29 protein-coding genes are annotated in these 22,397 nt (G+C 69.8%); 15 read left to right on the top strand and 14 right to left on the bottom strand.

Features of this window, described 5'->3' with window-relative positions; translation table 11 throughout:
- Nucleotides 1-29 precede the first annotated feature (29 nt).
- Together R2B67_RS25735 and R2B67_RS25740 are read left to right on the top strand one after the other, a co-directional pair.
- Nucleotides 30-872, top strand: coding sequence for a helix-turn-helix transcriptional regulator (locus R2B67_RS25735; RefSeq protein WP_317821362.1), 843 nt, complete (start codon nt 30-32; stop codon nt 870-872).
- 98 nt (nt 873-970) lie between these two features.
- Entirely contained in the window at nt 971-1,699 is a 729-nt protein-coding gene (locus tag R2B67_RS25740) for an alpha/beta fold hydrolase (protein ID WP_317821364.1), read from the top strand.
- Between the two features lie 32 nt (nt 1,700-1,731).
- On the opposite strand, the gene R2B67_RS25745 is transcribed toward R2B67_RS25740, so the two are convergent.
- From R2B67_RS25745 to R2B67_RS25760, 4 genes are read right to left on the bottom strand one after another with little or no spacing between them, the layout of a single operon-like run.
- Nucleotides 1,732-2,157 (bottom strand): hypothetical protein, encoded by a 426-nt coding sequence (locus R2B67_RS25745; protein WP_317821365.1) that lies wholly within the window; start codon nt 2,155-2,157, stop codon nt 1,732-1,734.
- Nucleotides 2,154-2,597 carry a hypothetical protein gene (locus R2B67_RS25750; protein ID WP_317821366.1) on the bottom strand — a complete coding sequence of 148 codons (444 nt, stop codon included), beginning with the start codon at nt 2,595-2,597 and terminating at the stop codon, nt 2,154-2,156. The genes R2B67_RS25745 and R2B67_RS25750 overlap by 4 nt, the downstream gene beginning before the upstream one ends.
- Nucleotides 2,598-2,622: 25 nt before the next feature.
- Nucleotides 2,623-2,991, bottom strand: a complete 369-nt coding sequence (locus R2B67_RS25755) for a hypothetical protein (protein ID WP_317821367.1) — start codon at nt 2,989-2,991, stop codon at nt 2,623-2,625.
- 49 nt (nt 2,992-3,040) lie between these two features.
- On the bottom strand, nt 3,041-3,304 hold the full coding sequence (locus tag R2B67_RS25760) for a hypothetical protein (RefSeq protein ID WP_317821368.1): 264 nt from the start codon (nt 3,302-3,304) through the stop codon (nt 3,041-3,043).
- A gap of 106 nt (nt 3,305-3,410) precedes the next feature.
- On the opposite strand from R2B67_RS25760, the gene R2B67_RS25765 reads away from it, so the two are divergent.
- From R2B67_RS25765 to R2B67_RS25775, 3 genes are all read left to right on the top strand, one after another.
- Nucleotides 3,411-4,250 carry a helix-turn-helix domain-containing protein gene (locus tag R2B67_RS25765; RefSeq protein WP_317821370.1) on the top strand — a complete coding sequence of 280 codons (840 nt, stop codon included), beginning with the start codon at nt 3,411-3,413 and terminating at the stop codon, nt 4,248-4,250.
- Nucleotides 4,247-4,456, top strand: a complete 210-nt coding sequence (locus tag R2B67_RS25770) for a DUF397 domain-containing protein (RefSeq protein WP_317821372.1) — start codon at nt 4,247-4,249, stop codon at nt 4,454-4,456. The genes R2B67_RS25765 and R2B67_RS25770 overlap by 4 nt, the downstream gene beginning before the upstream one ends.
- A gap of 145 nt (nt 4,457-4,601) precedes the next feature.
- Nucleotides 4,602-4,808, top strand: a complete 207-nt coding sequence (locus R2B67_RS25775; RefSeq protein WP_317821373.1) for a DUF397 domain-containing protein — start codon at nt 4,602-4,604, stop codon at nt 4,806-4,808.
- A gap of 100 nt (nt 4,809-4,908) precedes the next feature.
- Here R2B67_RS25775 and R2B67_RS25780 read toward each other — a convergent pair whose 3' ends face one another.
- Complete coding sequence (locus R2B67_RS25780; RefSeq protein ID WP_317821375.1) at nt 4,909-5,109, bottom strand: hypothetical protein; 201 nt, start codon at nt 5,107-5,109, stop codon at nt 4,909-4,911.
- A 130-nt stretch (nt 5,110-5,239) separates the two neighbouring features.
- On the opposite strand from R2B67_RS25780, the gene R2B67_RS25785 reads away from it, so the two are divergent.
- The 3 genes from R2B67_RS25785 to R2B67_RS25795 all read left to right on the top strand — a co-directional run bounded on the left by R2B67_RS25785 (nt 5,240) and on the right by R2B67_RS25795 (nt 7,010).
- Nucleotides 5,240-5,449 carry a DUF397 domain-containing protein gene (locus tag R2B67_RS25785; RefSeq protein ID WP_317821377.1) on the top strand — a complete coding sequence of 70 codons (210 nt, stop codon included), beginning with the start codon at nt 5,240-5,242 and terminating at the stop codon, nt 5,447-5,449.
- Between the two features lie 215 nt (nt 5,450-5,664).
- Complete coding sequence (locus tag R2B67_RS25790; protein WP_317821379.1) at nt 5,665-6,099, top strand: hypothetical protein; 435 nt, start codon at nt 5,665-5,667, stop codon at nt 6,097-6,099.
- Nucleotides 6,100-6,287: 188 nt separating this feature from the next.
- Nucleotides 6,288-7,010: a hypothetical protein gene (locus tag R2B67_RS25795; RefSeq protein ID WP_237325775.1), complete on the top strand. Its 723-nt coding sequence runs from the start codon at nt 6,288-6,290 to the stop codon at nt 7,008-7,010.
- Nucleotides 7,011-7,115: 105 nt separating this feature from the next.
- Here R2B67_RS25795 and R2B67_RS25800 read toward each other — a convergent pair whose 3' ends face one another.
- Together R2B67_RS25800 and R2B67_RS25805 are read right to left on the bottom strand one after the other, a co-directional pair.
- On the bottom strand, nt 7,116-7,811 hold the full coding sequence (locus R2B67_RS25800; RefSeq protein ID WP_317821381.1) for a DUF2238 domain-containing protein: 696 nt from the start codon (nt 7,809-7,811) through the stop codon (nt 7,116-7,118).
- Nucleotides 7,812-7,961: 150 nt separating this feature from the next.
- Entirely contained in the window at nt 7,962-9,098 is a 1,137-nt protein-coding gene (locus tag R2B67_RS25805; RefSeq protein WP_317821382.1) for a hypothetical protein, read from the bottom strand.
- A 208-nt stretch (nt 9,099-9,306) separates the two neighbouring features.
- On the opposite strand from R2B67_RS25805, the gene R2B67_RS25810 reads away from it, so the two are divergent.
- Entirely contained in the window at nt 9,307-10,263 is a 957-nt protein-coding gene (locus tag R2B67_RS25810) for a glutaminase (protein WP_317821383.1), read from the top strand.
- Between the two features lie 25 nt (nt 10,264-10,288).
- On the opposite strand, the gene R2B67_RS25815 is transcribed toward R2B67_RS25810, so the two are convergent.
- Entirely contained in the window at nt 10,289-10,798 is a 510-nt protein-coding gene (locus R2B67_RS25815) for a pyridoxamine 5'-phosphate oxidase family protein (RefSeq protein WP_317821384.1), read from the bottom strand.
- Nucleotides 10,799-10,965: 167 nt separating this feature from the next.
- Here R2B67_RS25815 and R2B67_RS25820 point away from each other — a divergent pair, with 167 nt between their 5' ends.
- Together R2B67_RS25820 and R2B67_RS25825 are read left to right on the top strand one after the other, a co-directional pair.
- Nucleotides 10,966-11,226 carry a hypothetical protein gene (locus tag R2B67_RS25820; RefSeq protein WP_317821385.1) on the top strand — a complete coding sequence of 87 codons (261 nt, stop codon included), beginning with the start codon at nt 10,966-10,968 and terminating at the stop codon, nt 11,224-11,226.
- A 46-nt stretch (nt 11,227-11,272) separates the two neighbouring features.
- A complete protein-coding gene (locus R2B67_RS25825) occupies nt 11,273-11,809 on the top strand; it encodes a 2'-5' RNA ligase family protein (protein ID WP_317821387.1) in 537 nt (178 codons plus the stop codon).
- A gap of 64 nt (nt 11,810-11,873) precedes the next feature.
- Here R2B67_RS25825 and R2B67_RS25830 read toward each other — a convergent pair whose 3' ends face one another.
- Both R2B67_RS25830 and R2B67_RS25835 read right to left on the bottom strand, forming a co-directional pair.
- A complete protein-coding gene (locus R2B67_RS25830) occupies nt 11,874-14,723 on the bottom strand; it encodes a phosphatidylinositol-specific phospholipase C domain-containing protein (RefSeq protein WP_317821388.1) in 2,850 nt (949 codons plus the stop codon).
- A 188-nt stretch (nt 14,724-14,911) separates the two neighbouring features.
- A complete protein-coding gene (locus R2B67_RS25835; protein ID WP_317821389.1) occupies nt 14,912-15,307 on the bottom strand; it encodes a hypothetical protein in 396 nt (131 codons plus the stop codon).
- 261 nt (nt 15,308-15,568) lie between these two features.
- Between R2B67_RS25835 and R2B67_RS25840 the strand changes: the two genes are divergently transcribed.
- The gene (locus tag R2B67_RS25840; RefSeq protein WP_317821390.1) at nt 15,569-15,928 is read left to right on the top strand and encodes a hypothetical protein; all 360 of its coding nucleotides are present in this window, start codon (nt 15,569-15,571) and stop codon (nt 15,926-15,928) included.
- A 92-nt stretch (nt 15,929-16,020) separates the two neighbouring features.
- Complete coding sequence (locus R2B67_RS25845; RefSeq protein ID WP_018511602.1) at nt 16,021-16,293, top strand: hypothetical protein; 273 nt, start codon at nt 16,021-16,023, stop codon at nt 16,291-16,293.
- 77 nt (nt 16,294-16,370) lie between these two features.
- Here R2B67_RS25845 and R2B67_RS25850 read toward each other — a convergent pair whose 3' ends face one another.
- From R2B67_RS25850 to R2B67_RS25860, 3 genes are all read right to left on the bottom strand, one after another.
- On the bottom strand, nt 16,371-17,228 hold the full coding sequence (locus R2B67_RS25850) for a SigB/SigF/SigG family RNA polymerase sigma factor (protein ID WP_317821391.1): 858 nt from the start codon (nt 17,226-17,228) through the stop codon (nt 16,371-16,373).
- A gap of 148 nt (nt 17,229-17,376) precedes the next feature.
- Nucleotides 17,377-17,814, bottom strand: a complete 438-nt coding sequence (locus R2B67_RS25855) for an ATP-binding protein (RefSeq protein ID WP_317821392.1) — start codon at nt 17,812-17,814, stop codon at nt 17,377-17,379.
- Nucleotides 17,815-17,847: 33 nt separating this feature from the next.
- Entirely contained in the window at nt 17,848-18,126 is a 279-nt protein-coding gene (locus R2B67_RS25860; protein WP_018511605.1) for a DUF5133 domain-containing protein, read from the bottom strand.
- A gap of 125 nt (nt 18,127-18,251) precedes the next feature.
- Between R2B67_RS25860 and R2B67_RS25865 the strand changes: the two genes are divergently transcribed.
- A complete protein-coding gene (locus tag R2B67_RS25865; RefSeq protein ID WP_317821394.1) occupies nt 18,252-18,818 on the top strand; it encodes a DoxX family protein in 567 nt (188 codons plus the stop codon).
- A gap of 134 nt (nt 18,819-18,952) precedes the next feature.
- Nucleotides 18,953-19,306: a PRC-barrel domain containing protein gene (locus R2B67_RS25870; protein ID WP_317821395.1), complete on the top strand. Its 354-nt coding sequence runs from the start codon at nt 18,953-18,955 to the stop codon at nt 19,304-19,306.
- Nucleotides 19,307-19,419: 113 nt separating this feature from the next.
- On the opposite strand, the gene R2B67_RS25875 is transcribed toward R2B67_RS25870, so the two are convergent.
- The gene (locus R2B67_RS25875; RefSeq protein WP_317821396.1) at nt 19,420-22,389 is read right to left on the bottom strand and encodes a 3-keto-alpha-glucoside-1,2-lyase-like domain-containing protein; all 2,970 of its coding nucleotides are present in this window, start codon (nt 22,387-22,389) and stop codon (nt 19,420-19,422) included.
- Between the last annotated feature and the right edge of the window lie 8 nt (nt 22,390-22,397).

Genomic DNA, 22,397 nt, shown 5'->3' on the forward strand with positions numbered 1-22,397 from the left:
AAGACGAAGACACGGACCGGAGGAGAACAGTGGAGATCGACCGCGCGGGCCTGGCGGCTTTCCTCCGGCACCGCCGGGAGCTGCTGCAACCCGAGGACGTCGGACTCCCGCGCGGTCAGCGCCGCAGGACCGGCGGACTGCGCCGCGAGGAGGTCGCCGTGCTCTGCCACATGTCGACCGACTACTACGCCCGGCTGGAACGCGAACGCGGCCCGCAGCCGTCGGAGCAGATGATCGCCTCGATCGCGCAGGGCCTCCACCTCTCCCTGGAGGAGCGCGACCACCTGTTCCGCCTCTCCATTCACACCCCGCCCGTCCGGGGGACGACCGGTGAGCACATCAACCCCGGCCTCCTCCGCATCCTCGACCGGCTGGACGACACCCCCGCCGAGATCGTCACCGAACTGGGGGAGACCCTGCGGCAGAGCCCGTTGGGCGTCGCCCTCACCGGCGACACGACCCGCTACTCGGGCTTCGACCGCTCCATCGGCTACCGCTGGTTCACCGACCCCGCCACCCGCTCGCTGTACGTGGCGGACGACCACGACTTCCTCTCCCGGATGTTCGCCTCCGGCCTGCGTGAGCTGGCGACCCTGCGGGGCGCCGGCTCCCGCGCGGCCCACTGCGCCGAGCTGCTGCTGGACAGGAGCGAAGAGTTCCGCCGCCTCTGGGACCGGCACGAGGTCGGCATCCGTCCGCACGAGGTCAAGCGCTTCATCCACCCCGCGGTGGGCGTCCTGGAGCTGAACTGCCAACGGCTGCTGGACCCGGACCAGTCGCACAGCCTGCTCGTCTACACGGCGCCGCCGGGCAGCGAGAGCTACGACCGGCTGCGGCTGCTGTCGGTCATAGGGGCACAGGCGATGACCTGACCCGCCCCGAGCCGTCCTGTCGTCCCGTCCGCGTGGTGATCGGCGCCCTAAGGTGCGGATGGGAGGGGCGCGATCGAGGTGAAACGAGGCGGTCTGTCATGGGGAACTATGTGCTGGTCCACGGAGCCATGCACGGTGGCTGGTGCTGGCGCTCCGTCCGCGACCTGCTCTCCCGGGCCGGCCACCGGGTCTTCACGCCGAGCCTGACCGGGCAAGGGGAGCACGCCCACCTCCTCGGCCCGGACGTCGGCGTCGCCACGCACGTGGCGGACGTGGCCGGTCTCCTGCACTACGAGGACCTCAGCGACGTCCACCTGGTCCTGCACAGCTACGCCGGTGTCCTGGCGGGCCCGGTCGCCGAGCGGGCCGTCGGCCGCCTGGCCTCGGTCACCTTCCTCGGCGCGTTCCTCGTCCGGCCGGGCGAGTGTCTGCTGGACGTCGAGCCGCCCGAGACGGCCCAGCGGTACCGTGCACTCGCCGCTGAGAAGGGCGAAGGCCGGTACCTGCCCGCCGACGCCTCCTTCCTTGCCCAATGGGGCATCAAGGACGAGGAGTTGGCGGCCTGGGTGGCGCCCCGCCTCACCGCCTTCCCGCTGCGCTGCCAGACGGAGGCCGTCGACTTCGACCCGGCAGCGCTCGCAGCCCTTCCCACGTCCTACGTGCGCCATACCCGGCCGCCGCTGCCCAGCCTCGAACGGTCCGAGAACCGGGCACGAGCCGACGGCTGGGACGTCCACTCGCTGCCGACCGGCCACGACGTGATGCTCGAAGCGCCGGAGGCGACCGCGCGCCTGCTGACCCGTATCACCGAGCGCGGCAAGAGCTGACGGCCCCGGGGAGGCTGAGGCGGCTACCGGAATCAGGACCGGCCCCCGGTCCCGTCCTGATCACCCTCTCTGTCGACGTCCCCGCCCCTGAACTCCGGGAACAGACCGGGGTGATGGCCCATGAGGAGCCGGGTGACGGCGTCGTCGGTGGGGTCCGTGACGTGCCAGCTGTGGGCGGAGGGGTGCGCGGCGAACAGCTCGCAGGCTTCGTTACGGGGATCGAGCGCGGGACACCAGGGGAGAGGGACGAGGGTGGCGGGCCCGGAGCCCTTCCAGCGGACCCAGACGCCGCTTCCGGGCCGCCCGCCCTCGTCCCAGAGCAGGGCGGCGTGCCGGTCGTCATGGTCGTCGCCGAGTTCGCACAGGACGTGGCCGGTCTCGGGGCGCTGCCCGGGAGGCGCGAGGGCGACGAGGTGGTCCGGGGGCGGGAGGAGGGCGACGGCGGTGCACTGCATCATGGCCGGTGCCGCTTTCGTGGGCCGTCGGAGGCGTCGGTATCGGTATCGGCACCGGCCGCTCCGGCGATGAGGTCCGCGAGGGGATCGGTGATGTCCCAGGAGTGGCCGGTGGGATGGCCGGTGAAGAGCGAGCACGGCAGGGCGGCGTCGGTGCGAAGGTGCCGGAGGACGGCAGGGCACCAGGGCGCGGTGGTGATTCGGTGGGTGCGGTCGGTGTCGGTGCCGCTCCAGAAGAACCAGAGCGCGGGCCGGTCGGGGTTCTCGGCAGGGCACAGGAGTGCGGCGTGGTCGATGTCGGCGCGGTGATCGCCGAGTTCGCACAGCACGTAGTGGTCGAGCGTGAAGTCGTCGGGTGGGGTGTCGGGGCCGTAGGGCATGGTCACGAGGGCGGTGAGCACCTCGCTGAGGGGGAGCCGGGTGAGGGCGGTGCATTGCAGCACGGAGGCCTCTTCTGCGGAGGGGGAGCTACAGCGGTGTGGCCGGGGCGGTGTGCCATCCGGCGAGGGTGAGGTGGAGCCCGACGGCGGGGTCGGTGACGGTGAAGTGGAGCGGGAAGCCCGCTTCGAGGGTCCGTATCGCGTCGTCCTGGCGGTGCGCGTCGGTGGCCCAGAACCGCAGGCGTTCGGGCGCGTCGGAGCCGTGGAAGCGGACGGGCCGTACGTCGGCGGGTGACTCGTCTTGTACGGCGCTTCCGTGTCCGTTGGCGAGGCGGAGGGCTTGTCGGCGGAGCCATAGGAGGGCGAGGCGCCGGTTGCGTACGGTGACCCCGCCGAGAGAGGCGAACCGCTGCCCGACGATGATGGTGACCTCGGTGGCGTACCGTGCGCGCGTCACGAGGCCCGCCCGTGGTCGCCGCCGGTCGGGCCCCGGGTGAGGGGGCTGCTCACAGGACCTCACCCCGGCTGCGGGCGTTGGCGCGGGCGGTGCGGGCGCGGAGCTGCTCTATGGGGAGCGCGGGGCGTACGTGCCGGGGCTCGACCTCCCACTCACACCCGCCGCCCATGGGGCGGAGGGACCAGTAGCAGCCGGCGACCCCTCGGAACTCGCCGACGCGGTTGTTGCGGCTGGTGTCGACCAGGAGGGCGCCGGGGGCGGGGAGGTCAGGGGGAGGTTCCTGGGGATTCGGACGAACGTTCACGTCGTACACCTATCGCTCCACTCTGTAGCTGAACGGCTACCGGGGCGATTCAGAGTGACCTAACGTGAAATCCCCTTCAACTGGTTGGAGTTAAAGGAAGAGTTGGGAGTGTGGCGTGGCCAATATCAAAGAACTCAACCCCGACAGCAGTCCGCGGGCGGCCTTCGGCGCCCGTATCCGCAGGTACCGGGTGGATCGGGGATGGAGCCAGGACATGCTGGCTCCGAAGATCGGGTACTCCAGTCAGCACATCTCGGCGGTGGAAACTGTTCGCAAACCGCCAACTCTGCGCTTCGCGCGCAACTCTGACCAGGCATTTGGTACGACAGGCACGGCCGACTCGTTCGAGCGTGAGTACGCCGAGCTGCGGAACGGCTCGATGCTGGAGGGCTTCCCGGAGTACGTGGGGTACGAGGGCCGAGCGGTGGAGATCAGGTTGTTCGAGGTCGGCCTCATTCCCGGGCTGTTACAGACACCGGACTACGCGCGGGCCGTGGCCTATGGGGACGTGGAACGAGGCTCCATCACCTACGAACAAGCCGACGAGCGGGTCGCGCGCCTGGAACAGCGGCAGGCGGCCCTGGTGCGGCCGCAGCCGCCCATGATGTTCGTCGTCATGGACGAGAGCTGCCTCCACCAGGCCGTCGGCGGTCCGGAGGTCATGAACGCCCAGCTCCGACGGCTGGAGGAGATGGCCGCACGGCCCAACTGGATCATCCAGGTGGCGCCGTTCAGCCTCGGCGAGCGAAGGGCGTTCTACCTCCCGGTCAACCTGCTGACCATGGCCGACCGCTCTATCGTCGCGTATGCCGAATCGCAGGCGCAGGGCTATGTCGAGCGCGAAACCTCGGTGGTGGCAGCCATGTTCACGGCCTACCATCAACTCCAGGGCGAGGCGCTGTCGAAGGCGGCGTCTGTGGCCAAGATCAGCAAGCTGCGAAAGGGCACCCCGTGAAGACCGAATCCCCCCGTTGGTTCAAGTCCTCGTACAGCGCGAACGGCGGTAACTGCATCGAGGTGGCCGCCAACTTCGTCGCCTCGCAGGGCATCGTCCCGGTCCGCGACTCCAAGTGCGTGGACGGCCCGGTCGTCGACGTCCGTACCGCCGCGTTCTCCGCGTTCGTCGCGGGCGTGCAGGCCGGAACGTTTGACGCCGCCTGACCGCTGGCGATCCAGAACCGCCCCACCGTGCCGAGCATGGTGGGGCGGTCCTGCTGTCGGGAGGAGGCGTGCGCGCGGGGCCCTCTGGTGCTGCTCTTCGGGCTCGTGCATGGTGGAACTTCACGCTACGAAAGGGCTTTTCGCGATGACCGAGCACCCGCAGTGGTTCACGTCCTCGTACAGCGCGAATGGCGGTGACTGCGTCGAGGTGGCCGTCAACCTCGTCGCCGCGCGCGGCATCGTGCCGGTCCGTGACTCCAAGTGTGTGGACGGTCCGGTGGCCGACGTCCGTGCCGCCGCGTTCTCGGCGTTCGTGGCGGGCGTGCAGGCCGGGACGTTCGACACCGTCTGACCGCTGCCGGTCCAGAGCCGCCCACCGTTTCAGCCGCGGTGGGGCGTCCTGCCGTCCGGGCACGGCACAACTCTCGTAGCCGCTCTACGGCGTTGACGGATCATCGCGATGCCTCAGGCCGACCTGTCGACCTCATGGCCTGCCAGGTCCTGTGGGCACCGAAAAGGGCCGCCAGCACGGCCATCGCAACGAAAAGGGCGAACAGGAAAGGACTCTTGCGGTTGGCGGCGATCACCACCATGACGAGGCAGACCGCCCAGTCGGCCCAGGCCCGCTTCAGCGACGTCAACAGCAGCTTCATATGTGCCCCCTCGGTTCGAGAGGGTAGATTACATCCGGCCGCAGACTCGGCCCACGACCCCGTGAGGCCCTCTGGCGCCCGCCTTGCCGGGTCGGCCATGGTGGGGGTTCCTGCTACGGAAGGGCACCCCGTGATGACCGAATCCCCGCGCTGGTTCACGTCCTCGTACAGCGACAACGGCGGTAACTGCGTCGAGGTGGCCGTCAACCTTGTCACCGCGCGCGGCATCGTGCCGGTCCGTGACTCCAAGTGTGTGGACGGTCCGGTGGTCGACGTCCGTGCCGCCGCGTTCTCGGCCTTCGTCACGGGCGTGCAGGCCGGGACGTTCGACGCCGCCTGACACCGCTGCTGAGGTGGGTCGGGGGCATCTCCTTGAGCCCCTGACCACCCATGCCAAGATGTGCCGACGACTCACGGCGGCCGGGCTCCGCGCGGGGCTCCGGCCCGGCTGCCTTCCGGGCGTCGAGACCCTGTGGCGCCAGGGGAGCTGGACAGTCGCAAACCGTACGGGACGGTCCCGTACGGTTCACGCCCCCCTGGTGCAGGAGTACGCACATGAATGGCAAGCGCCGCCGACTTCTTCTGGCAGCCATCGACCCCATGCTCGAACCCGGTGAGCAGGTCGAGGTGACGACCATCGTGAACCTGAGTTCCGTCACCGTGCCCCGGACGGCAGGATTTGCGGCAGCCACGGCCATCCTGAGCGGCGGTGCCATGGCCGTCATTCCGGTGCCGACCCCCATGTACCTGGGGATGACCGATCGCCGCATCTTCATCTTCCGGGCGAACCCGACGTTCGCCCGGCCCGAAGAGCACCTGATGACGATTCCGCGCGCCGGTCTCGTCCGCTCGGAGATCAAGGAGCGGGTGCTCAACTCGTCCTTCGTCATCTCCTCGGCGGACAGTGAGCAAGGTCTGAAGATCGTCTTCCCGCTGGCCGGCCGCAAGGAGCGGAACGTGATAGCGGCCGCCTTGCCTCTGGCCGACTGACGACGGGGTGCCGGTTGTCGGCCACCGGCTCCGCCCGCGCCCCTCCCACCGGCCATGCTGGCCGAATAACGCCTCTTTCTCGTGGTGTCGGGAAAAGCGATAAATAGGTGAGTGATCTTCCGCTTTTCCTGGGTAGCCGGGCTCGTGAGGGCCCGGGGAGGCCTTCCACCATTCAGGGAGGGAATGCGATGAAGAAGGTCATCCTGGCCGCGGTTTCGGTTTCTCTGGGGGCGACGGTCCTGGTCGGTTGTGGCGGTGAGAGTTCCGATGACGCGTTTGACGGAAAGAGCGCGGACACCATCGCGGAGGAAGCGGTCAAGGCCACGCGGGACGCGAAATCCCTGCGGATCGTCGGAAAGGCGAAGCAGCCCGACGGTAATGAGATCGGCCTCGATTTCCGCGTGGACGACCAGGATCTCTGTACGGGCACCATGACCGGAAAGGGAGCCAAGGCCGATGTCGTCCAGGTCGGGCAGAGCGTCTACGTGCGGGGCGACGAGAAGTTCTGGCAGAACACGCTGAAGGGCAAGCCCGGCACCGAGAAGGTGGTCCAGCAGGTGCAGGACAAGTGGGTCGTCTCCGATTCGACACAGGCGGGGACGGAGGGGATGTGCGACAAGCAGGCCGCCCTCGCCCTGCTGGACAGTGACAAGTCCGAGCGCAAGGGAATGAAGAAGGGCAAGACCACGGAGGTCGACGGCACGCCGGCGCTGATCCTGGAGAAGGAGCAGAAGAACGGCGAGAAGATCACCATGTACGTGGCCACCGAGGGCGAGCCCTACGTTCTCAAGGCGGTGTCCGAGGGCGGCGAAGTGCCGAGCGAGACCGTGCTGAGCGATTACAACAAGAAGGTCGACGCACAGAAGCCCGCCGCGGAGGACGTGGTGGACCTGAAGAAGATCAACGCCTGACGCATTCCGCTCTTCAGGCGCGGCTTTTTCCTCCGGTCGGCGGGGGAGTTTCCGGACGCCGACAAAGGGGTGCTTCCACCGGCCGGTGGAAGCACCCCTTTTCCATCAGCTCGTGGTCGACCTCTCCCGGCTCAGACGGATGAGGGACCGGTCGTGGACGCGGCTGAGGAGCAGCAGGGCGCAGACGGCGCCGATGAGGGCGCAGAACATGTCCCACTGGGTGTCCCAGACGTCTCCCTGCGTGCCCAGGAAGGCGTCCGCGGCCTGGCCTCCCGTGACGGCCGCGAGCCATTCGATCATCTCGAAGACGGCGCTGAAGGCCAGGCAGGCGCAGACGATGAGCGGGGCGAGCCAGCGGCTTCCGCGCAACGGGGAGGTGCGGAGGAGGAGTTCGCGTACCAGGAGGGCCGGGACGAAGCCCTGCACGAGGTGGCCGAACCGGTCGTAGGGGTTGCGGTCCCAGCCGAGCCAGTCGCGCACCCAGTCCCCGACGGGCACCTCCGCGTAGGTGTAGTGGCCGCCCACGATGAGAACCAGGGCGTGCGCCGCCAGCAGCCCGCACAGCAGGCCGCTCAGCGGGAAACGGTGACGCAGCGCGATCGCCAGCGGCAGGCCCACCATCACCCACACCGTCTCCAGCAGCCAGGTCGTCGGATCGGCCGCGCCGAACCACGACGCGACGAGCGCCGCGCTCACCCCGATGGCGAGGAGGGCCGGCAGACGGCGCCGGGACGGCAGGCTCATGGCCGGGGCCGGGGCCGGGGCCGGGGCGGCGGGGGCCGTGGCGGGGTGGGCACTCATGGCCTGCTCCTCAAGTTCGGTGCGGGCCCCCACTCTCGGGCCCGGCCGGAACCTCGCTCATGAGTACGTGTACTCAAACCGCCCCGTCGCGTCGCCTCGGTCCGGGTGAGTCACCCGCTGGTCCGTACGACGATCGACGGGGCGGGATGCTCAGTGCTCGCTGTGGCCGTCGTCGCCGTAGCCGTAGTCCGGCTCATGGCTGGGTCCGGGCTTGGTCGGGGTGGGGGTGGGAGTGGGCGTCGGAGGCTTGGTGACCGGGGGCCTGGTGATCGGGGGTGTGGTGGGCGGGAGGGTGATCGGGGGGACCGTGACCGGCGGGACGGTGACGGGTGGGACGGTGACCGGGGGGATCGTGATGGGAGGGTCGGTCACCGGGGGAACAGTGATGGGGGGAACGGTCACCGGGGGAACGGTGACGGGCGGGATCGTGATGGGCGGTTGCGTGGGCGGCGGTGAGGTGACGGGTGGTGTGGTGACCGGCGGAGTGGTGACGGGCGGTGAGGTGGTGCCGTCGCAGGTGACGTCCACGTGGCCGAGCTCGACGTCGACGAGCGGCCCGTCGTACAGCTCCTGGCCCTCTTCGTCGCGCAGGACGCCGGTGATGGTGATGTCCAGGCCGGCCCGGGCGGAGCTCTGCGGCTGGTAGCCGCCGCCCGCGGGGTCCTCGATCTGGTCGTACTGGACGGTGAGGGTGGCCGTGCTGACCTCGTCGGTGCCCAGTTCCGCTCCGGTGAACTCCAGTTGGGTCGTTCCGGTGGGTACCTGGCGCCCCAGGACGCCGATGGTGTTGGAGTCGGTGCGCGCGTAGGCCAGGGCGAGCGGGCCGATGGGAGCGGGGATGCACTCGGCGTAGGCGTCCAGGGAGCCCACGCTGAGGTAGTCCCGGTCGTTCAGCGAGAGGGTGAACCCGGAGGCCTGCGCCTGTGCCCAGTTCCTCTCCGCTTCGGCGTTCGTCCTGGCGACCGCCTGGCCGCGTACGGTCAGGAAGTCCAGCACGCCCGACGGGTCGGAGAGGTCTCCGTTGTCGAGCCCCCCGTTCGGCGGGGAACCGGCTGTGCCGAAGACACCGGCGAAGGCGTCCAGTCCGGCGGCGGGTACGTCGGAGACGGTGAGGTCGGCCAGGACGCTGTTGGCCACGTCACCGTCGGCGGCACGGGCACCGGTGCCGGCCATGGTGAAAGCGGCGGCGGTCACGGTCGCCGCCGTGACCACGGCCAGCGCGGCGCGGAAGGCGGAACGCCGGACGCCGGGGTGTGCTCCGGGGCGGAGGGGAAGGGGGGTCGACATGCCCTAATGGGAGCGGATCAATGCCGCAAGTCGAGGGAACCACCGCCGAACAGGTGTGTTGAGCCGCGCGGTAGTGCTTCTCCCGAACGGGAGCGGTCAAGGGCCTCTTTTGGGCCGCATGGGGTTGGCAGGCCAGACTGAGGGTGGCCTCGCTCTCGCCAGTACGCCGGACCCTCCCGGTCCCTACCCCGCCCCGTCAGGAACTTCCGTGTCCCACGCCTCCGCCGCCCCTCCGGCTCCGTGCGCCGGTTCGCACCGCTTCTCCTCGGTGATCAGTCGCATCGCCGGGGAAATGGCCGGCCTCACCGACCACGGCAGCCCGGCCGACTACATACCGATACTCGCCGACGCCGACCCCCGGCGGTTCGGCATGGCGGTCGCGGAGCCGGACGGGACCGTCTACGGGGTCGGCGAGTGGCGGCAGCCGTTCTCGACGCAGTCCATCTCGAAGGTGTTCGCCCTGGCCCTGGCGCTCTCCCTGGACGGCGGGCAGCTCTGGCAGGGCGTGGGGCGCGAGCCGTCGGGCAACCCGTTCAACTCGCTGGTGCAGCTGGAGTACGAGAACGGGATTCCGCGCAACCCGTTCATCAACGCGGGTGCGCTGGTCGTCACCGACCGGCTCCAGGCCCTGACCGGGGACGCCGCCGGCCAGGTGCGGGACCTGCTGCGTACGGAGAGCGGCAACGCCGCCATCGACTTCGTACCGCAGGTCGCCGCCTCCGAGGCCGCCTTCGGGGACCGTAACGCCGCGCTGGCCCACTTCATGGCCTCCTACGGCAACATCACGCTTCCGGTCCCGGCCCTGCTCGCCGCCTACTTCCGGCAGTGCTCCATCGAGGCCTCGTGCGCGGACCTGGCCCTCGCCGCCGGGTTCCTGGCCCGGGGCGGAGTCCGGGCCGACGGGTCGGGGCTGCTGACCCGCAGCCAGGCGAAGCAGGTCAACGCGGTGATGCTCACCTGCGGGACGTACGACGCGGCCGGGGAGTTCGCCTACCGGGTGGGGCTGCCGGGCAAGAGCGGTGTCGGCGGCGGGATCATCGCCATCGTGCCCGGGGTCTGCACGCTGTGCGTGTGGAGCCCGGGGCTCGACAAGCGCGGCAACTCGGTGGCGGGCGTCTCGGCCCTGGACCGCTTCACCACGCTCACCGGGCTGTCCGTCTTCTGACGCGCCTACCGCCGTGCTGCCGGTCCTACTTGGTCCAGAACTGGCGTGGTGCGAAGCCCTCGCGCCGTAGCCAGTGCTCCGTATAGACGATCCGCTCGGCCTCGATCACGACGAGGGGGCCGGACGGGGGTTCGTCGAGCGAACGCGACCGTTCGACGTGGTCGGACTGCCAGCGGAAGGCCGGCCAGTAGTGGGCGAAGTCGGGGTCGTCCTCGGACAGCACGCGAGCCTGCCCGAAGAGCTGGGCCCCCCGGCTGCTGGCCTGTCCGACCAGCGGGGCGAAGATCCCCACCGATACGCGGGGATCGGCGGCGAGGTTCCTCATCTTCGGGGAGCCCGGAGCCGTACTGAACATCACCGCGAAGTCGAGGGAGAAGTACCGCACGGGTGTCGCGAGGGGGCCTTCCGGGCCCGCTGTCGCGATCACGCACATGTTCTGCGTCGACAGCAGGTTGCGTATGCGTTCTTCCAGGCGCTCACGATCGAGACGCTTCGTCGGCGACGGGCCGGCCAGCCACGGATTGGTCACAGGCATGATCGAGTCTCCCACGCCTCCCCACCCCCGGCGCCGCCCGGCTGCTGAGCCTTCACGTTGCCGATCGCCTCGCACCACCTGCGGACTCCGCAGCCCGCAAGCTCCAGACACCACGGGCCCGTCGACCGCCGCGGTTTCGAACAGTCTCCCGGGGGAAACCGGCCGCCATGGAGACCAACGGAACCACCGAAGAAGCGCCGGTGACCCAGGGGGACGAGCACCACGTCCTCCTCAGCGCGGACACCAACGGCGACGGCAAGCCCGACGTGTGGATGACGGACACCACCGGTGACGGCGTCGCGGATCTCTACCAGTTCGACACCACCGGCGACGGCACGATCGACGTGACCGTGGTCGAAGGCGCCGAGGAGCCCGGCACCGACCGGCTGGTGGTCGAAGGGGACGGCGGCCACCCGCAGGAGGTCTGAGGCCGTACGGAGGGCGAGCGCGGCACCACGACCGTACGCTGCGCTGGTGCACAGCATCGAGCTCCTGCCGGACGAGGCGACCGAGCGGGTCGTACGCCGCGTGTGGCGGTCCATCGCCGACGAGGGCCTCCCCAGCCAGGCCGGCCACCGCCACCCGACCAGCCGGCCGCACCTCACGCTCGCCACGGCGGACGCCCTGCCGGCCGCCACCCGTGGAGCGCTGGCGGAGGCGCTCGACGTACTGCCGCTGCCGCTCCACCTGACCGGGCTGTTGCGCTTCTCCGGCCGGAACAATGTGCTGGCCTGGGCGGTCCGGCCGGACGCCGCGCTGCTCGCGCTGCACGAGAGGGTGTGGCGGATCCTGCGGGAGGCCGACGGTGACGGCCGGTCCCATCCGCTGCTCGCTCCTGGCCGATGGGTCCCGCACATCACGCTCGGCCGGGGGCGCGGTGCCGTCTGGCCCGGGCCCGACGGCCGGTGGCTTCCGCCAGGGGCGGCGGCGGTAGCGGGACGGTGGGCCGAGGCCCGTACGTACGACTCGACGAGCCGGACGACGGACCGCATCGGCCCGGACGTGCGATGAGCCGGGTGTTCCAGGACGGAAGACGTCCTGGAACACCCGGCTCCGTACAAGGGCGTACGCCGACTCAGCTGCCGGCCGGCCTCGGCGCCACCACGCAGTTCGACTTGCCCGACTCCAGCGCGCCGTTGACCGCCGTCATGCAGAACTCGTAGTTCCACGTCCCGGGGACCAGGAACGCGATCCCGTGGTTCGTCTCCGAGATGACCGACTCGTCGGCCGCCGACTGGCTGCCGTTGTTGATGTTGCGGATCCACACCCGGTAGCCGGCCGCCTGCGGGGAGCCCTTCCAGCTGAGCTGGACGGTCGTCGCATCGGTCGAGACGACCTTCAGGCCCGTCGGAGCGGACGGTGTCCCCGCCCCGACGACGACGGGCCGGCCGACCGCGGGCAGCCCGCCGCCCGCCCGGTTCCAGGTCTGCACGGCCAGGGTGTAGCGGTGGCCCGGCTTCAGCCCGTCGAAGTGGAGGGCCTTGTTCCGCGTGCCCACCGTCTCGACGAACGCGCCCGGGGTGTCCCGGTCGTACGCGATCACGCCGTAGCGGTCGATGGAGTCGGTGTACGGTCCGGTCGGCGTGCCCCAGGCGAAGTCGATACCGGTCGCCGTGGGACGGGTGACGATGCCGACCGGACCGGCCGCCGTCTTCGGCCGGGCCGTGGCGCTCACGGTGGACGACCAGGCGGAGTTGGTCGCACCGCCGTCCGCACGTACCTGGTACTCCCACTTCTGGCCGTCGGCCACCCAGGTGGTGTCGAACCGGTTGCCGATGGAGCGCGCGGTGCTCCAGTCGGGCAGCCCGGCCAGACGGGAGCGGACCTCGTACCCGTACGCCCCGAAGACCTGGTCCCAGGTGACCACGATCCCGCTGTCCGCCGAGGTGGCCTTCACATTGCCCGGGGTGCCGGCCGTGCGGGCCGGGCCGGTGGTCGGGACGCTCGGGGCGGCGGAGCCGATGCCGAACTCCTTGTGCAGGGTGGACCCGAAGGCGCCCGCGATCTGGTACTCGCCGACGGCGTTGGGGTGCAGGCCGTCGTAGGCGGCGGGGCAGGAGGCGGGCGCGCAGTCGTAGGCACCGGCCCAGTCGACGAGCTTGACCGGCGAGGAGGACGAGTGCCAACGGGGGACGGCCTCGGCCAGCGCCTTGTTGTACGCGGTCGTCTTGGTGATCAGGTCGTCACGGCCGCCGATCTTCTCCCGCTGCGGGACGTTGGCCACGGCGAACTTGAGGTTCGGCTTGGCGGCGCGCGCCTCGTCCACCAGCTTCTTCATGCTGTCGAGGGTGCCGCCGGCGTCGCTGACGAACCAGCCCATGTCGTTGAAGCCGAGGCCCACCAGCAGCAGGTCCGGCTGGTACTTGGCGACCTGCTCCTTGATCAGGGACTTGTCCTGGGCCGCCTGCCGTCCCCAGACCGCGAAGTGGTCGCTGTCGAAGTCCTGCGCGTCCTTGGCGTACGCGCCGGAGGTCTTCGGTGGACCGGCCGCCGGTTCCGGCTCGCCCTGGAGGCGCGGCGGCTGCGGGGCGGACGGGGCGTCCTGGGGCTTCGTACCGCTGTACGGGCCCACGAAGTCGACGGCGATCCGCTGGTCGCGGAACCACTGCCACAGCCGGTAGCGCCAGGTGTAGTCCCCTTCGTGGCCCTGGGACATGGAGTCGCCGACGACCATCACCTTGCGGGTGGAGCCGCCGGTCTCGTTGCGGCCGATGATGTCGTCGATGAGCTTCCCGCCGGGGAAGTCCATCATCACGACGCCCATCCGGTCCAGGCCGGACCGGCCGCCGAACTTGTCGCCGCGGTCCGCGTGGAACTCCGGGCACCGGTCGTTCTCGCCCTGGAGGCACTGCCGCAGGAAGGAGTTGACCCCGGTCGCCGTGGGCGTGCCGCCCGCCACGGTGTAGGGGTGGGCGCCACCGCCCGTACCGCTGGTGTAGTTGATGTAGAGCGCGCCCGGCTTGTACGGGTACTCCTTCTCACCGGGCCGTGAGGAGTCCCAGGTGCCGTTGGTCTTCCGCAGGTGGGCCCGGACCTTCTCCCACTTGCCGGCGATGTCGCTGATGGTGTCGACCTCGTAGGCGTCCTGCACGTACTCCTCGTTGGAGCCGCCGGCCGGGTACGGCTGCTTGATCCCGTACCCGTCGTAGATGCCGCCCTTCGTGGCCCGGTAGCCCATCAGCACCACCTTGCCGCGCACTTCACCGAGCGAGGGGACCTGGCCGGCCTGGCTCTTTCCGGTCACCGACGGAGCCCAGAACAGGTCGCGCCAGGCGGTGGACTTGGTGCTCTCGTCGCCGGTGCCGGTGTAGGAGCGGCCGTCGAGGTAGGAGTCGAAGACCTTCTTGCGCCACTCGTCCGTACGGTAGCCCTCGGCGTCCTCGCAGCCGAAGGCACCGCCGTCGCACTCGGCCTTCAGATGCAGGAGCACCGTCTCACCGGGCTCGTCGCGCAGGAAGTCGCGGGTCGCGTTCAGGACGTCGGTGAAGTTCGCGTACTGGTAGGCGGCGCCGTGGTGGATCGTGAACTTCAGCCCCTCGTCGCCCTTGTCGACCCGGACCCGGATGTCGAGGGCCCGGATCCCGGCGCGGAACTGGGTGGTCAGCGTCTGCGCGCTGAACCCGTGGTTCTCCTGGGTCTGCGTGATGCTGGTGGCGATGCCTCCGCACTTCCCGGTCTTCGGGTCCCGCTCGCCGCAGAGCGCGAGACTGTCGTGGGTGCCGGGCACGGAGAGCCAGGACAGGCTGGTGCCGTCCGCGATACGGGACATCCAGTCGACGTTGGACGCGGAGGCGCTGGTGATGCTGTTGTAGGCGTCACTCGCCTGCGCGGGTGCGGCGGACAGGGTGAGCGTGGAGAGGGAGAGCGCCAGGGCGAGCAGGGCCCCGAAGAGGGTTCTCCGGCGCCTGGTCCGGCCTCGCGGCACTCGGTCGTCGGGTCTCTTCCGTGTCGTGAACGGGGACATCGGCACCTTGTCGGGGCGTGACCACGCGAGAGGTGATCATCGGATGGGACATCCCGAGTCTGGCAGCGCACCAGGACGGGAGGCCCGGCCCCGAGAAGCTGTAACCAAGATCACCTGATGGCCGATCAAGTTCCGGCTCAAGGTCACTTCTACTGGTCCGAGTTGGTGCGCGGCTCCGTGCGGTGGTCGAAGTACGCCCACGCGAAGATCCCCAGCAGCGCCACACCGCCCATGGCCGCATAGTGCACCCCGGTGGGCGCACCCCGGGTGAGGAATCCTGCGAGTCCCGCGGCCAGCGCACCGAACATCATCACCATACGGCTGGCGAAGTGCTGCTCCGGGGCGGCCATCATGCCCCCCTGGCGTTCCGAGAACAGGCCCTCCGCCGCTGCCTTCGCCGGGCGTTCGGCACCCCGGCGCTTCTTCGACCGGTACTCCAGTCCGTAGCCGATCAGCAGGTAGAGCACCATGATCACAGCGACGCCCGCCCAGTCGGACGGGTCGTCCGAACCGCGCCACGCCAGCACTTCCGGACCAGAGCTCATCGACGGCCCCCCATTTTTCCGTATCCGTACCGGCCCTTGTGCCCGGTCCGTGGCGGCGCATGTGAGGCAACTCCGGTGTGGCGCAAGGCCGTTCCGGAGGATTCCCGGGGGCGGGACCGGGCGGGGCGCGGATGCCCGGCAGGGTGCTGAGGGCTGACGCTCGCCGCCGTCTTCGTACTGCTGGCCGCGTTCGTGGTCGCCCTGGCCTGGTGGCAGACGCGTCGCCGGGCGGCGAGGCTGGGGCTCGGTACGGCCCGGTACATGAAGGTGGTCCGCCGGATCCGGCGCGGTGAAGTGCCGGACGATCCGACGGAGTTGCCGGCCGCGATCGACGCCGCGACACGGGCGCGGCGTTCGTTGGACCTCCAGGACAGCCGGTGGGTGGGGTGGCTGCTGGGGGGTCTCACCTTGCTGTGGTTCGTGACCGGCCTGCTCCACGCTTTCGACGGGCACTACGTGCGAGCCGGCTACAACCTCGTGCTGGCGGGGCTGTTTCTGGTCAACCCCCTCACCATGCGCCGACAGCGACGCCGCCTCGAAGCCGTCGAGCAGGCCCTGCGCGATCGCGGCCGTCCGAGCGACCACGGCACCGGAGGCCGCTCGCCTGTCGAGTCCAAGTAGTGGTGTCAGCGCGGAAGTTCGGGGCACCCGAGGTTCAGGCCGGTCCGCATCGGGATCGGGTCTCGGAGCGAGACGTCCCGAAGGAGTGGCAGATGACTACGCAGTACACCAACCAGCCGACCGGGCAGCAGCACCACGGCACGCCTCAGCGCGGGACGAGCAGCAACGTGCTCAGCATCATCGCGATCGTGCTGGGCGTGATCGGGTTCATCATCCTGCCGATCGTCTTCGCCCTGGCCGGTCTGGTGATGGCCATCATCGCCAAGACCGTCCGGCACGAGCGGCTCTCCACGATCGCCATCGTCGTCAGCGCCATCGGCCTGGTGGGCGGCATGGTCCTGGGTGCGGTCCTCAGCAGTATGTGATCGAGCGGGGTGACACCGGGAAGCCCGAGGCGGTACCGCCTCGGGCTTCCGTGCGTGTGGTCGAGCGCGGTCCGTCCTCAGTCGAGCATTCCGGCGCGCAACACCGCCAAGGTGCGCTTGAGGATGCGTGAGACGTGCATCTGTGAAACGCCCAGGTGCGCGCCGATCTCCGTCTGCGTCAGCTCCTGGCCGTAGCGCAGCCGCAGCACGGTGCGCTGGCGCTCGTCCAGAGCGGCCAGGAGAGGCGCGAGCGTGTGCAGGTTCTCCACGTGCTGGAGCCTGCCGTCCTGGTCGCCGAGCGTCTCGAACCAGCTCGGCCCGGTGTCCCCGGCGCCGCCCGCACTGGTGCCCAGGGGCGCGTCGAGGGAGTCGGCGGTGTAGCCGTTGGCCGCGATCAGGGCCTCCGCCACGTCGTCCTCCGGCAAGCCGAGATGGTGGGCCAGCTCCGAGGTGGTGGGGGCGCGGTCGAGACGCACGGCCAGGTCCTCGTGGGCGGCCTTGATGGAGGAGCGCAGCTCCTTGAGGCGCCTGGGTACGTGCACGGACCAGGTGGTGTCACGGAAGAAGCGCTTGATCTCGCCGTTGATATAGGGGAGTGCGAAGGCCGGGAAGTCCACCTCGCGGGACAGCTCGAAGCGCTCGATGGCCTTGATGAGGCCGATGGTGCCGACCTGGAGGATGTCCTCGAACTGCCCGGCCTGATGGGTGCGGTAGCGCCGTGCGGCGAACCGCACCAGGTTCATATGGATCTCGACCAAGGTGTTGCGGGCGTACTGGTGTTCGGCGGTGCCCTCCTCCAGTTCGGCGAGCCGCGCGAAGAGCAGCCGGCCGATTTCGCGGGAGTCCTCGGGCGACGGGGCCGGCCGGTCCTGGCCGGACAGAAAGTCGTCTGTCACGGCACGAGCGGCGGACGGATTCCCGGTGCGAACCTTCATCAAGCATTTCCTTCGGGTGACGACGAGAACACCTTCACATCGAAACCTAGCGGCTGCGGAGGGAAAACTTTCTGACGCCATCGGGAATGCGGAAGAGTGGGATGGAGTGATGAACGTCCGGGCGGACCGGAAAGGGTCAAGAGCGCCATCAGGGCCCGGAGAGCGGCACGGCCACGGTGATCGTCTTGCCGCCGGTGGGCAGGGTCTGGACGACGACCTGGTCGGCGACCTTGTTGATCACCCACCATCCCACCCCGGCCAGGCCGGTGCTTCCTGGAGAGGGTGCGCGCGGGCAGAGCGGAAGGATCTCCTCGCAGGTGTCGGTCACGGTGATGGTGACCTCGTCGCTGTGGAGGAGGCACACGAGGAAGCAGCCGGGGGAGTCCTCGGGGTGGTGGAGCACATGGCCCACGAGCTCGGAGGCGACCAGCACCGCGTCCTCGAACCCCGCCCGGTGCGCCCGGAGGTAGTAGCTGTCCGCTGAGCACAGCAGAGGGTGGAGAGCGAACTCCACTTCCCTGCGCGCCTCGGCCGCCGAGGCCGGGCGGCACACGTGACCGGCCGTATCGGCTTCGTTTCCCGTCACGGAGCGTCCACCTGGCTCTCTGCCTCGTGGCGCTCAGGGAGCCGAGGGGTGCGAGGCCGGACCAGGGGGCGTGTTCCGCTGCTCCGGAATCTGAAATGCGGGCTGCTGATCCGTCGGCGACGTCCGCAGGATGGCTTCCGCCGCGAGCAGAGCGTCCTGGACGGTCCGGGTGCCGGTGCTGACGCACAACGTGTACGTCACGTCCTCCAGGCTCCGTTGCAGCTCGTAGTGGGAGTCCTGGGAGTGCTCCAGCTGCAGCTCGTAGTACCGGGCCAGCAGCGTGCGAATCGTGTCCGGTCGAGGGAGCAACATGTGTCACCATCCGTCACATCGAGCGTGTCACAGCCCTTGTGCCCCCTGTGGCCGCCCTCATCCCGGCGATGTGCCTCGTACGCCCGGACGGGTGTGCACCGCCCCGGACAGGGCAGCCGACGCACATGCCTGTTCTGCGCAGAGTCGCCCGGCCCTTGCTGGCCACGAAGTTCATCCGTGACGGGTACACGGCGGTACGCCACCCCGTCCCCCGGGACTCCTCGGAGGGGACCGGCAACGATCCGCTCGCGGTGCTGGCCTCCCGGTACTCCTTCCTCCCGGACGACCCCGAGCAGCTCGCCCGCCTGCAAGGCGCGGTGCAGCTCGGCGCCGGGGTCCTCCTCGCGCTGGGGCGCGCGCCCCGATGGGCGTCGGCGGCCCTGGTGGTGACGCTGGTGCCGGCGGCCTGGGCGGCCTACTCCGACGGACCGGCCGGGGACCCCGACGAACGTGCGGCCCGGCGTGCCGAGTTGCTCGCGAACGTGTCCCTCGCCGGAGGCCTCCTCATCGCCGCGGCCGACACCCACGGCAAGCCCTCGCTCGCCTACCGCACCCGCCACGCGGCGGACCACGCGTCCGACGCCCTCGCCCACCGGGCCCACGCCGTCGCCGACCGGATCGGTGACGTGACGGACACGGCGGTGCACGGTGTGACGGGCTCTGTCGCGGCGGCCCGCAAGCACCTTCCGTGATCGCTCTGCCGGGCGTGCCGGGCACATGTTCGGGGCATCAGCCAGGTGACCCGACCGGTGAAGCATCCGGTTCCGGGACCCGTCGGAACACCGGCGAGAGGCTCCGGGCCGGAAGAGAGCGAGGAGACGTACCAGTGAGCGATGTGTGGGCGTTCGGACAGGACATCGGCTACGTCGCGGGGCAGCCGCTGACGGGTTTCAGCGTGGAGGCCGCCGACGGGGCCATCGGACATGTGGAGCGCCAGGAGGACACGCCCGGTATGCAGAACCTGGTGGTCGACACAGGGGTGTGGAAGTTCGGCCGGAGCGTGCTGATCCCGGCCGGTGCGGTGACCGCTGTCGACGCCGCGTCGCAGACGGTGAAGCTCGCGTCGTCCCGCGACGAGATCAAGGCGGCCCCCCGGTTCGCGACCGACAGCGAGACCACCGACCCCGCCTATCTGACGGAGGTCGGCGCCTACTACCTCTCCCTGCGCCACCGTCACTGAGCCCGAAGGACCGGTCCTGACGGGCGGACGGAGAGATACACGGAACGGAACGGTGCTGCCCCCTCCGGGACCGGAGGGGGCAGCACCATGTCACCGTGGACTGGACGCGGGCGTCAGAGCCGCTCGATCCAGATGTTGCGGAACCTCGGGTTCTCGCCGGGATCCCCGTGGTCCTGCAACTTGATGTGACCCGGAGCCGGCCCCTCCGGCCGGCCCGCACCGGTCGGCCCGGCGATGGCCACGTCGTTGTGGACCACCTTGCCGTTCCACCGCAGCGTCACCCGCGCGTCCTGCGTCTTCTTCCCGTCGCTGCCGAAGCGGGCGGCCCGGAACTCGATGTCGTACGTCTGCCAGGTCTTGGGCGCGGTCGCCGCGTTGACGTCCGGCGCCTTACGCAGATAGATCGACCCGGCGTCGTCCTTGGCGGGCACCTTCACCCCGAAGGACTCCAGGATCTGGAGCTCGTACCGTTCCTGGATGTAGACGCCGCTGTTGCCCCGTGCCTGCCCCGTGACGTCGGCCGGATAGTCCGGCTGGTACCACTCGGCGTGCATCCGGAAGTCGCCGAACGTCTCCTTCGTCCGGATGTCCCCGCCGTACGACTCCACGGAACCGTCCGCCACCGGCCATGCCGCCGGACCGCCGTTGTTCGACTCCCAGGCGTCCAGGTCCGTGCCGTCGAAGAGCGTGGTGCGCTTCGTCGGGGTGACGGTGAGGTTGTCGAGGTTCACATGGCCGTCGTCCCCGGGCTCGTAGGCGTACGTGATGGTGTTCGCGCCCTTGCGCAGCGGCACCGATTCGGTGTGGGTCGCCCACTTGTTCCAGGCGACGGTGGAGTTGAGCCAGATCTGCTTGTGGCGCTCGCCGTTGACGTACAGGGTCATCGACCGGGGCTTCGGCTCGGGGTCGGAGTTCTGCCCGTTGGCGTAGCGCAGGGCCAGGTCGTGCTTCCCCTTCTTGCCGGCGCGCACCGCGAAGGTGGTGCGGGAGCCCGGCTCCCAGTTGTTGTCGATGAAGCCGGTGCCGGAGTACCCGGAGTGGTTGTCGTTGAACTTGGTGCCGCCGGCCAGGGACGCGGACTCCGCCTCGTACACCGGCGGCGCCTTCGAGCCGTCGGGCAGCGTGTTGAGGCTGTACCACGCCTCGGTGCTCCACAGCTCCTCGCCGTTCTCGGCCGCGAACGGGCGCGGGGACTGCACGTGGACCACGTGGCCGGGGCGCAGGCCGTCCATCTTCAGCGTCACGGTCCTGCGGTCCGCGGAGAGCGTCGCCGAGGTGACGTCGAGGGTCTCCTCGTCGGCCTTCGGGCCGCCGTACCGCGGGGTCGCCACGTAACGCCACTGCTGCGCCCGGTACTTGGCGGACAGATCCTCGGCGGTCTCCTCGGAGAGCGGCTGGGTGTACTCGATCTCGAAGCCGCCGTCGACGGCGCGCATGGCCCGCATGTCGAAGGCCCGGTCACCGGTGAGCGTGAGCTTCTGGAGGCCGAACTTGAGCTTGCCCTCCTGGCCCCAGTTGCCGGAGTCCCCGATGCCGCCGGCGTAGACCGCCCCGTCCGGGCCGAGGCTGATCCGGTTGACCCCGGCCTCCAAGCCCTGCGTCATGCGGAACACCGCGCCCTGGTACTCGCCGCCGACCTTCTCCAGGTACGCCCGCTGGAGGCCGCCGTAGGTCACGTCCCCGAACACCATCTGCCCGGCGAAGGGGCCCGTGGGCAGGAGGAGGGGGTTGCTCGGCGAGTTGGAGATCTCGCCGTGCGGCAGCCACAGCACGGGCTCGGTCACCGGCTGGTCGTCGTAGACGCCGTCCGGGTTGGTGTGGTGGTTGTAGAAGGCGCCCTGCTCGATCCGGACCAGCTTCGACGTGGGCACGTACGCGCCCTGGTTGTCGGTGGCGAAGATCTCGCCCTGGGGGCCCCAGCCGAGGCCGTTCGGTGTGCGCAGCCCGCCGGCCACGTAGGACACCTTGCCGGTCTTCTTGTTGATCTTCAACGTGGAGCCGCGGTTGGGCACGTTCTGCGGGTCCTGGGTCGCGCCGCCGGGGACCATGGCGATGCCCGTGCTGACGTAGAAGTTCCCCTTCTCGTACAGCAGCCCGAACGCGAACTCGTGGTAGTTGCCGCCGAACGGCCAGGTCGCGATCTTGCGGTACTCGTCGGCGACCTCGTCACCGTCCTTGTCGACCAGTGCGGTCAGGCCGTTCTTCTCGGAGACGTAGACCGTGCCGTCGACGTACTTGAGGCCCATCGGCTCCAGCAGGTCCTCGGCGATCAGCTTCTTGGTCACCTTGGACGGGTCGGTGTTCCCGGTGACGTTGTCGAGCAGGTACACCTGACCGAGCTTGCTCTCCCGGCTGCCGCCCCAGGTGCTGACGGCCAGTCGGCCGTCGGGCAGCCAGTCCATGCCGGTGACCTGCGGTTCGAAACCGGCGGGCCGCAGGTCGGTCAGCGTGTAGTCGGGGTGGACCCCGGCCAGCGGCAGGCCGTCGCCCGGTGACTCGTCGATGCCCTCGCAGACCTTGCGGCCGGGAGAGGTGACCCGGGTGACGTCGGCGTCGGTGCTCAGTACCGAGGTGGGCACGGTGGAGAAGGCGCTCGCTCCCGGTGGCCGCCACTCCAGCAGGAGCCGCTGGTCGTACTCGCCGTCCCAGTGGTCGATCCGCAGCGCGTGGTGGCCCTCGGTCAACTCGACCGAGCCCTCCTTGGGCCGGGCACCGTGCTTGCCGCCGTTGTCGATGATCTGCGTACCGTCGATGATCAGCCGCGAGCCGTCGTCGCTGGTGATGCGGAAGTCATGCTTCCCGGCCGACTCGACGTCGAGGTACGCGGTGACCTCGGTGACGAACTTCCCGTCCATGCCGAAGTCCCCGGCGGTGGTCCAGTCGATCGTCGGCTTCAACTCGTCGACGTTGGGCGTCTGTCCGGGCTTGAGCGCGCAGAAGTCCTCCAGGGCCATCTGGACGTCGAACACCCGCATGGTCACGCCCGGTTCCTGCGGCGGTATGTCGGGAGGCTGTGCGGCTGCCTGGCCCGGGACCGCAGTGGCGAGGAACAGGGCGGAGACGAGTACGGCCAAACGCCGCATGGGCCTTC

Source organism: Streptomyces cyaneofuscatus, from assembly GCF_033109485.1.
In the GTDB taxonomy this organism is placed as follows: domain Bacteria; phylum Actinomycetota; class Actinomycetes; order Streptomycetales; family Streptomycetaceae; genus Streptomyces; species Streptomyces cyaneofuscatus.